The 7,958-nt window shown below is 71.1% G+C and carries 7 protein-coding genes; 1 reads left to right on the top strand and 6 read right to left on the bottom strand.

Annotated features, from left to right (window positions below; translation table 11 throughout):
- The first annotated feature begins 289 nt into the window (after nt 1-289).
- Complete coding sequence (locus ACIQNU_RS43490) at nt 290-829, top strand: carboxymuconolactone decarboxylase family protein (protein WP_401378200.1); 540 nt, start codon at nt 290-292, stop codon at nt 827-829.
- Between the two features lie 75 nt (nt 830-904).
- Here ACIQNU_RS43490 and ACIQNU_RS43485 read toward each other — a convergent pair whose 3' ends face one another.
- From ACIQNU_RS43485 to ACIQNU_RS43460, 6 genes are all read right to left on the bottom strand, one after another.
- A complete protein-coding gene (locus tag ACIQNU_RS43485; protein WP_401378197.1) occupies nt 905-2,038 on the bottom strand; it encodes a PP2C family protein-serine/threonine phosphatase in 1,134 nt (377 codons plus the stop codon).
- A 76-nt stretch (nt 2,039-2,114) separates the two neighbouring features.
- On the bottom strand, nt 2,115-2,858 hold the full coding sequence (locus ACIQNU_RS43480) for a VOC family protein (RefSeq protein ID WP_401378196.1): 744 nt from the start codon (nt 2,856-2,858) through the stop codon (nt 2,115-2,117).
- Between the two features lie 172 nt (nt 2,859-3,030).
- Complete coding sequence (locus tag ACIQNU_RS43475) at nt 3,031-3,648, bottom strand: TOPRIM nucleotidyl transferase/hydrolase domain-containing protein (RefSeq protein ID WP_401378194.1); 618 nt, start codon at nt 3,646-3,648, stop codon at nt 3,031-3,033.
- Between the two features lie 54 nt (nt 3,649-3,702).
- Nucleotides 3,703-5,190, bottom strand: coding sequence for a Mucin-2 (locus ACIQNU_RS43470; RefSeq protein WP_401378192.1), 1,488 nt, complete (start codon nt 5,188-5,190; stop codon nt 3,703-3,705).
- A 191-nt stretch (nt 5,191-5,381) separates the two neighbouring features.
- The gene (locus ACIQNU_RS43465; RefSeq protein ID WP_401378189.1) at nt 5,382-6,425 is read right to left on the bottom strand and encodes a hypothetical protein; all 1,044 of its coding nucleotides are present in this window, start codon (nt 6,423-6,425) and stop codon (nt 5,382-5,384) included.
- Complete coding sequence (locus ACIQNU_RS43460; protein WP_401378187.1) at nt 6,422-7,888, bottom strand: phenylacetate--CoA ligase family protein; 1,467 nt, start codon at nt 7,886-7,888, stop codon at nt 6,422-6,424. The genes ACIQNU_RS43465 and ACIQNU_RS43460 overlap by 4 nt, the downstream gene beginning before the upstream one ends.
- Between the last annotated feature and the right edge of the window lie 70 nt (nt 7,889-7,958).

Here is a 7,958-nt window from a genome sequence, read left to right as displayed (position 1 = left end):
CCGCCGCGATCTGGCACAACCACAAGACCGGCCAGCCGGTCACACGATCCTTGATCGCCTACGACCACTGATCACATAGGAATGACTCGTCTAGCTCTGTGTGGTGAGTTCGGCTCAGACTCAGGTATGCGTCACGGAGAACGACGTCTGCGTCGGTCGTCCACGAGCGGCTCGATCCGGCTGGACGACGCGCAGAGAGAGCAATCCGCGAGTGGGCCGCCGCCATGGGCATGGCGGACGATGACATCGACCATTCGCAGCCGGCGCACGAGCCCCGGAGGACCCCGCCATGGCCCATATCAGCCTCGACAACGACCTGCCCGGCATCAGCGGGCTCATGCGGAACCGCCCCGACACCGCCGCCCCGCTGAACCACCTGGCCGAGGTCCTGCTGCGCGGCCCTCTGACGCTCGGCCGCGGGGAACGCGAGCTGATCGCGGCATACACCTCGGACCTCAACAGGACACCGTTCTGCGCCGGCTCCCACGGCGCCTTCGCCGCCGCCCAGTTGGAAGGCGGCCATGACCTGGTCGAAGCCGTCCTGCACGACATCGACAAGGCGCCGATCGCGCCCCGGATTCGGGCGCTGTTACGGATCGCCGGCCACGTTCGCGGCGAAGTGGAAGCACTCCCGCCCGAGTTGGTCGCCGCAGCGCGTGAGGAAGGCGCGACCGACGAGGAAATCCACGACACCGTCCTCATCGCCGCGTCGTTCTGCCTGTTCAACCGGTATGTCACCTGCCTCGACACCGACATCCCGACCGACCCGGGCGTCTACGACGAGGCCGCGAAACGCATCGTGAGCCAGGGATACTCCGCCCTCACCTGACATCGCGTCGGCTCGACATCGGGGCGCCGCGCGGATCGACGCGTAGGTCGTCCTCAAGGACGGCGCGACTGTCCGTCATGCCCATCGCTGCAAGGTGACCATCGCGGCATCGTCGACGAGCCGGGTGCCCACATGCCTCAGCGGATCGGCCTGCACGGCGTTCAGTACCTCGTCCGAACCGCACGAGGTCCACTGGGTGAGCCGGTCTTCCAGCGGGTAGAAGCCGCCGGACGCGTTCCGCGCCTCGATCACGCCGTCCGTGTACAGCAGGAGTGTGTCGCCGAACGCCAGATCGTACGTGTCCACGTGCTGCGTGCCCCCGTACAGATCGCCGAGCCCCAGTGGCAGGGCGGGCTCCCCCGGTTCGAGCCGCACGACGCCGCCCTGGTGGATGAGCAGCGGCGGCGGGTGGCCCCGGTTCGCGATCCGGACCACCTCTTCCCCGTCGAGGAGTTCCACGATCACCGCGGTGACGAACCCCTCCAACGCGCGGCGTACGGCGACGGAGTCCCGGGCACCGTCGGCTTCGGCCTCCTGCGCGTCGATGAGGTCCTCGCGAAGACTGCGATCGAGGAAGTCGGGCAGCTCCGCCAGTGATGTGCCGTTCTTGGCCGCGTGTCGGAATGCGCGCAGGAGGTAGCCGACCATTTCGACCGCGGCCAGCCCTTTGCCCTGCACATCGCCGAGCAGGACACGGACGCCGCGGCCGGTGGAAACCGCGGCGTACACATCGCCGCCGATGCTCGCCCCCTCCTCGGCCGCGATATAGACGGAAGAGATCATCAAGGGGCCGAGCCTGCGAGGAAGAGGCCGCAGCAACAGGCTCTGTGCGGTCTCGGCCACCCAGCGTGACTGAGCCAATTCGCGTTCACGCCGTTGCCGTATCGCGGCCGACACCACGGACGCGATGCTGATCAGCGCCACGGTGGTCATCTGGACGGGGAAGTTCGCGACGTTGATCTGGTTGTTGTGGGCTGCCGCGATGGCCACGCTGGGGATTGTCGCGACCACGACGACAAGGACGTACCCCGGCGGCAGAAAGGCGGCCGAGAGTGCCGGTACGGCTACCAACAGTCCGCCGATCCGAATCTCCGGGCTCGTCAACAAGTCGAAGACCAGCAGTGCGAACAGGCAGAAGAGGGCTATCGCCAGCTTCATGTGGACCGGGCGCGAGAGCCCCGAGAACAATCTGGACCCAGTGCCACCCATGACCCCCAAAATACGCCGGGGACGGTGCCGTCGCCTCCCCCGAATCCGGCGCCCGCACCCGGTCGTCCCCTCGGGGTCAGTACTGGTCAGTACTCGTCAGTACACAGAACTCGTGACCGTCGGGGTCGGCCATCACCACCCAGTCGACGTCGCCCTGGCCGATGTCGATGCGCGTCGCCCCGAGGGAGACCAGCCGGTCGACCTCCGCCTGCTGGTCGCTGCCGACCGGTGGAGCGAGGTCGAAGTGCAGTCGCTCCTTGCCCGTCTTCGGCATCAGAGGTGGGCCACCCCACGTGACCTTCGGACCGCCGTGCGGTGAGCGGATCGCGGTCTCCTCGTCCTGGTCCCAGACCAGCGGCCAGCCCAGCGCCCGGCTCCAGAAGTAGCCGGCCTCCTGCGAACCGTCGCCCGCCAGTGCTCCGATGAATCCGCACTCGGCGAGGAAGCTATTGCCCGGTTCGATGACGCAGAACTCATTGCCCTCGGGGTCGGCGAGCACCACGTGCCCCTCCTCAGGGCGTTGACCGACGTCGATGTGCCGGGCGCCGAGTTCGAGCGCCCTCTCCACCACCTGCTCCTGGTCGTCGAGGGACTTGCTTGTCAGATCGAAGTGCATGTGGTTCCGGCCCGTCCTCCGCTCCTGGGTCGGGAGGAAGCGGAGCCGGAATCCGGTGTCGTCGCTGGGCAGCAGCGTGATGCCGCCGGATGAGCCCTCAAAGGAATCCTCGGATGTCTCCCAGGACAGAAAGTCCGCCCAGAAGCGTGCGAGACGGGGCGGGTCGTGCGCGTCGAAGCAGAGCGCGTGCAGGTGAGAAGTCATCCGGAGGTCTCCCGGTAGGGGCAGGCGGGGCGGGTCGTACGGAGCCTGCCCAGCCGACGTCACCCGGTCAACCGGTTATGTGTCGCCCCGCGTTCGTCCACCGTCGCGCACTGCCGCGCGTTGTCGCGCACCGTCGCCCACGACCGCAGCCGGCAGCCCGGCCGTCACCACCTCACAGGCTCGCGAAGAGGCCGTCGAGCGGGGGAGGTGTCCGCTCCGGTGCGAGGGCCTCGACGAGGAGACGGCCGTAGCGGATCTTGCGGCCCTTCTTCGTACCGAGGAAGCGCCGTAGCTGCTGATGCCGGGGGCGGCCGTGCTGTGCGGGCTGGCGCTGGAAGGTCTGCCAGGCGCGGAGGTCGCCCTCGGTGCGGAAGATCTCCTCGACTCCTGCCGTGCCGAGCGCCCGGACGAGTTCGTCCTCCAGGTCCGCATCGCATACGTAGATGTCCTGGAGCGGTGCCCGCGCCCGCGCCAGGCCGCGTTCGTAGAAGCCCAGTTCGCCCACGTCGCAGAGTCCTGTCAGGCGCAGGCCGAGGCCGGGTGGCCCGAGGAGGCCGGCATAGCGGCCGACGCTCATCGCTCCGCCCATCGACACGACGCACACTCCCTCGGCGGCCAGGTCCCGGCCGCGCCGCGCGGCCAACGCCTCGACGGCCGCGAGATCGCTCAGCCCTTCCAGAAGCACCGCGGTCCGTGTCCCCAGGCTTTCCGCCAGCTCGCGCGCCGGCCCGTCGGGACCGCCGGTCGCCCAGTGGGTGACCGCATCCTGGAACGCCCTCATGTCCGCCATGGGCCGAGTCTGCACGTCCGCCGTTGGCACGGCACACGAATAAACGCGTGCACTTCACCGGTCCGAAACGGCAGGCACCCCGGCCTCGTCCATGACCCGGGCCATCTCATCTGGCGGAAGAGCCGGGTTCGCACCCGCGCTGGAGGCCAACTCGGGCACGGTGAGAGCTTCCAGGAGCCGTGGGAGTGGCAGGCGCGGGTCCCGGGCCGCCGCCTGGCGCGTCCTGAGTTCCGGGTCGTGGCTGAGCCGCTCGATCAGATCGGGGCCGGCGGCGGGGTCGCGGACCGCCAACTGCCGGTAGCTCCCCTTCGGGTGGTCCGCGAAGCGGGCGGCGAGCCCTTCGCGGGGGAAGCGGCGGTGGCCGGTCGCCATCCAGGCGGAGAACGTCCCGCCGAGCCGTGCGTACACACTCATCAGCACCTCCTCCGGGGTGTCGGGGTGGTACACGGCCAGGTGGGTGCGCACGACGACGTCCGTGACTTCGGCGTCCGGGTCCGCGACGTCCGTGTCCGCGGCATCCGTATCCGCAGCATCCGCGTCCTCGGCATCCGCGTCTCCGGCCAGAAGCCCCAGGAGATCGGGGGGTAGATGAGGACTGCGGGCCGCGGCGCGGCGCAGCAGAGGATGGGCGGAGGTCGCGGCCCGGCGCAGCACGTCCTGATCGGCGATACCGGCCGCCACCCAGTCCACGTCATCTCGTGCGTACGGGTCCACCGTGACGTCGATCGCGGCGCGCCGCGCCTCGGTCAGCTCGGGCCGGAGCGATACGGCGAGCCGCACGTCGTCGTCGGGGTCGACGGCGAGACGGTCCACGAGGTCGTCCGGGAGGGACGGATTTCCGGCGAGTTCGACCAGATGGACGCCTTCGGCGAGGAACCGCTCGGCGTCCGTACGGTCGAGGAGTCCTCGCCGCAGCACCTCCGGCAGGGGCGCGGCGGTGGTGTCACGCAGCAGCGCCGCCGTGAGCCGCGCGTCGTCAGGGCACGCGCACAGCGCGGCGGACCGCCGTACCTCGGGGTCGGGGTCGTCGAGGAGCGTGGCACGCCCGTCCGCCGTCACGTCGTCCCAGACGCGAAGGGCCGCGCGTCGTGCGGCCGCATCGGGATGCCGGACCAGGGAGGCGAGGAAGGAGGGCGCCAAGTGGGGCGACCACAACAGGGCGCTCCGTACGGCGGGTTCGGGGTCTTCCAGGAGACGCCCGCACACGGCGTCCGGCAGCGGCGGGACCTTCGTCCGGGGATCGTGGGTCCACTCGGGCCCGTGGGCGACGGCGGCCCGCACCTCGGGCGAGGGGTCGTCCGCGAGCCGGGCCCGCTGCCGGGCATCCGCCTGGCCGCTCATCGCGAACTGGACGCGTACGTCCACGACCGGGTGGGTGAGCACAGCGGCCACCGCCGACTCGGGCAGCCCCGACCGGTGCAGGACCTGGAACGGCGGGCCATGGCCTCCGCCGTCGAAAGCGATCAGCCGCAGGAGCAGCGGTGGGGGAAGGGCCGGGTTGGCGGCGACTCCGGCCAGGGCGGAGGAGTGGAAGGCGACCATGTCCCGGCTCTTGCTCCCTCGCTCTGCGCGCGGTCCCTCCGGGCGCCCACGCGGTATCCACGTTCAGGTCAACTGTTCAACATGCCGTCGTATCGACGTTTCAGGCCGACAGGGCGCCACCCTGCCACACGCGCCCCGCCCAGACGGAACCGCCGCCCGCCTCAACACTCGGCCCTCGGCCCCCACCCCGCTCAGTTCTGCCGCACCACAGGCACTTCCTCGCAGCCGCGGCGGCCGGCGTCCCTGCGGGCCTGGCCGGGCGACGTTCCGTACCCCACCACCCGGCCGTCGAGGACGGCGAGCCAGTCGCCGTCGGACGCCTCGGCCCGCAGGCCCTGTGTGTCGGCAGGTTCGAGGGCTCCGAGCAGCGCCGGGTCGGGCTCCGGCGAAGCGGTGGCCGCCGCGGCGCGTGGCGTTCCCGCGCGCCATTCGGCGGAGGTCCGTTCGCCGCCGCGTGCCCGTGTCCACAGCAGGTGTTGCACCACGATCAGCGGCCCCAGGGCTGTCAGGAGTGGGAACGCCCCCGTCAGCACACCCTGCGCGAACAGGAGGCTGACGACGCACGACACCGCCAGACCCACCACGGCCGCGAGCAGTCCGGCGGCCCGCCCGAAGGCTTTGACGGCCACGAGCGGGAAGAGCACTAGGAGCAGCAGGTCCCCCAGGCCGAGCGCGACCGGCGGATCGGTCCGGGTGACGGCCAGCAAAGGGGCGAACGGCAGGCCCATCACCTGGGCGGCGAACCGGTCCATGACGGAGGTGAGGCCGGTGGCCACCAGGTCGTAGCAGGCGAGCGCTCCGGCGAACCACGCCGCGTGGGACGAGCGCATACCGCTCTGCGCCCACATGTTGGCCACCCCCACCACGGCGACGGCGAGCAGGACATCGGTGAGCACCATCACGGTGATCGTGCGGTCCGCGAACGCGAATGCCGCGGTGACCGCGACCGCGGCCAGGGCGACGGCCGAGGCGCGCCCGCCGCCGAGCAGCGGCGCGAGAGTGAACTGGAGCGCGGCGCAGAGGACCAGTCCGAAGACGACGGATACCGCCACGCGTGGCATCACCAAATACACCAGGGGCGCGGCGACCACCACGACGAACACCACCGCGATGTCGGGGAGTTCGTACTTGCCGACCGGTGGGCGCGGCATACGGACCCGGCCGAAGTAGGCGGCCCCCGCCGCGGTGATCGCGGCGACGCAGGCGTTGAGGCCCACCAGGGCGGCGGTGTTCACGCGGGGCTCGCGACGCGTACGGCGGCCGGGCGGGCCGACTCGAAGGTGTGCTCGCGCAGATCGGCGCGGACCGGTCCGGTCGGTGGCAGTCCCGCCGGGTCGTCGTGGAGCACGATTCCCTCCAGGGGAAGGCCGGCCTCGGTGGCCCGGTCCTCCAGCCGGCTGAGCAGAGTGGTGTCCTGTGGCCGCCGGACCAGGACGTGGAGCCGGGGGCCGCGCGCCTCTTCGACCAACGCGTACCGCGCGGGCAGGGGGACGGCGGGCTCCGCCTCCAGCAGGTTCAGCACCGACCGGGTGGGGACGGTGCGGCTCAGCGGGCCGGACCAGCGGCCGAGGATGGGTGAGGTGGCCGGCAGGTGGGCCAGTTCGCACGTCGGGGCAGTCTCGGGGAGTTCCACGAGGTCGCCGGTGGCGTAGCGCAGCAGCAGGGTGCAGTCGCGGTAGGGGACGTACGGTGTCTGGACGATGATGCCGACGGCTCCGGGTGATGTCGGCAGATGTGTCACCGGGTCGAGTATTTCCAGGTGCCCGAACTCGCTCGTGTGGTGCAGATGCCCCTCGTCGCACGGCGTACCGCCGGACGGCACGGTCTCGGTCATCATGTACGAGGTGGTGATGCGGGCGCCCAGGGCGGCTGCCGCCCGGTCCCGCAGCGGCTCGGACAGCACCTCCCCGCCGACGCCGATGGACTCCAGGCCGAAGTCGGAGGGCTGCCATCCGCCGCGCTCCGCCTCTTCCACGAGGGCGGAGAGGTAGGACGCGGAGACGGTCAGGTGGGTGATCTGCGGGGCCTTGCCGCGCAGTCCGAGCGGGGTGGCGAGCCGGTCCAGGGCCACCGCCGGGTCCACGGTGCCGATCTGGACGAACGAGGCGCCGATCCGCGTGACCGACTCCTCCACGTTGAGCAGTGGCAGGGTTGCCCGGGAGCAGCCCGCGTACGCCATGGTGTGGTGGGGGCGCAGTCCCATGCCGAGTACGGCGGACACCGTGCTCATGGCCACCGAGATCTCCACTTCCGCCCGCGAATACCAGACGGTGGTGGGGGTGCCGCTGGTCCCCGTGGTCAGCGCCATCAGCGCGGGTGTGGAAGCGGTGGACACGAAGGCGGCCGGCAGACCGCGCAGCGCCGCCTTGGAGGTGACCGGCACCTGGTCCCATGTCTCGGGTGTGAGCGTGAGCGGGTCGAGCCCCCGCTCGTCGAAGACCCGCCGGTAGTGGGCGGTGTGGCGGGCGGCGGCGCGTGCGGTGGCGCGGAGGCTGCGTTCGGTGACGGTGCGCCGGACGGCGGGGTCGACGGCGCCGGCCTGGCCGGGCAGCAGAGCGGAGTCCGCTCCCGGTTCGCCGAACTCGGCCAGGGTCGCGACCAGGTCCCGGGCGATGCGCTCCAGGTCCCGGGGGCGGATCGGACGGTTGCGCAGGATCGCCGAACCGTAGCGGAGCTGACTGAGCGCGGTGCCGAACAAGGAGACCTCCTGATGCCTGGACCGGGGGTGATGTCCCGGTCCAGGCCGGGGCCGATCCGTCAGACCATGC

Source organism: Streptomyces sp. NPDC091292 (assembly GCF_044757265.1).
Classification (GTDB): Bacteria; Actinomycetota; Actinomycetes; order Streptomycetales; family Streptomycetaceae; genus Streptomyces.
Note: the sequence above shows the minus strand (reverse complement) of the source record. Positions and strands in the feature narration are given on the sequence as shown.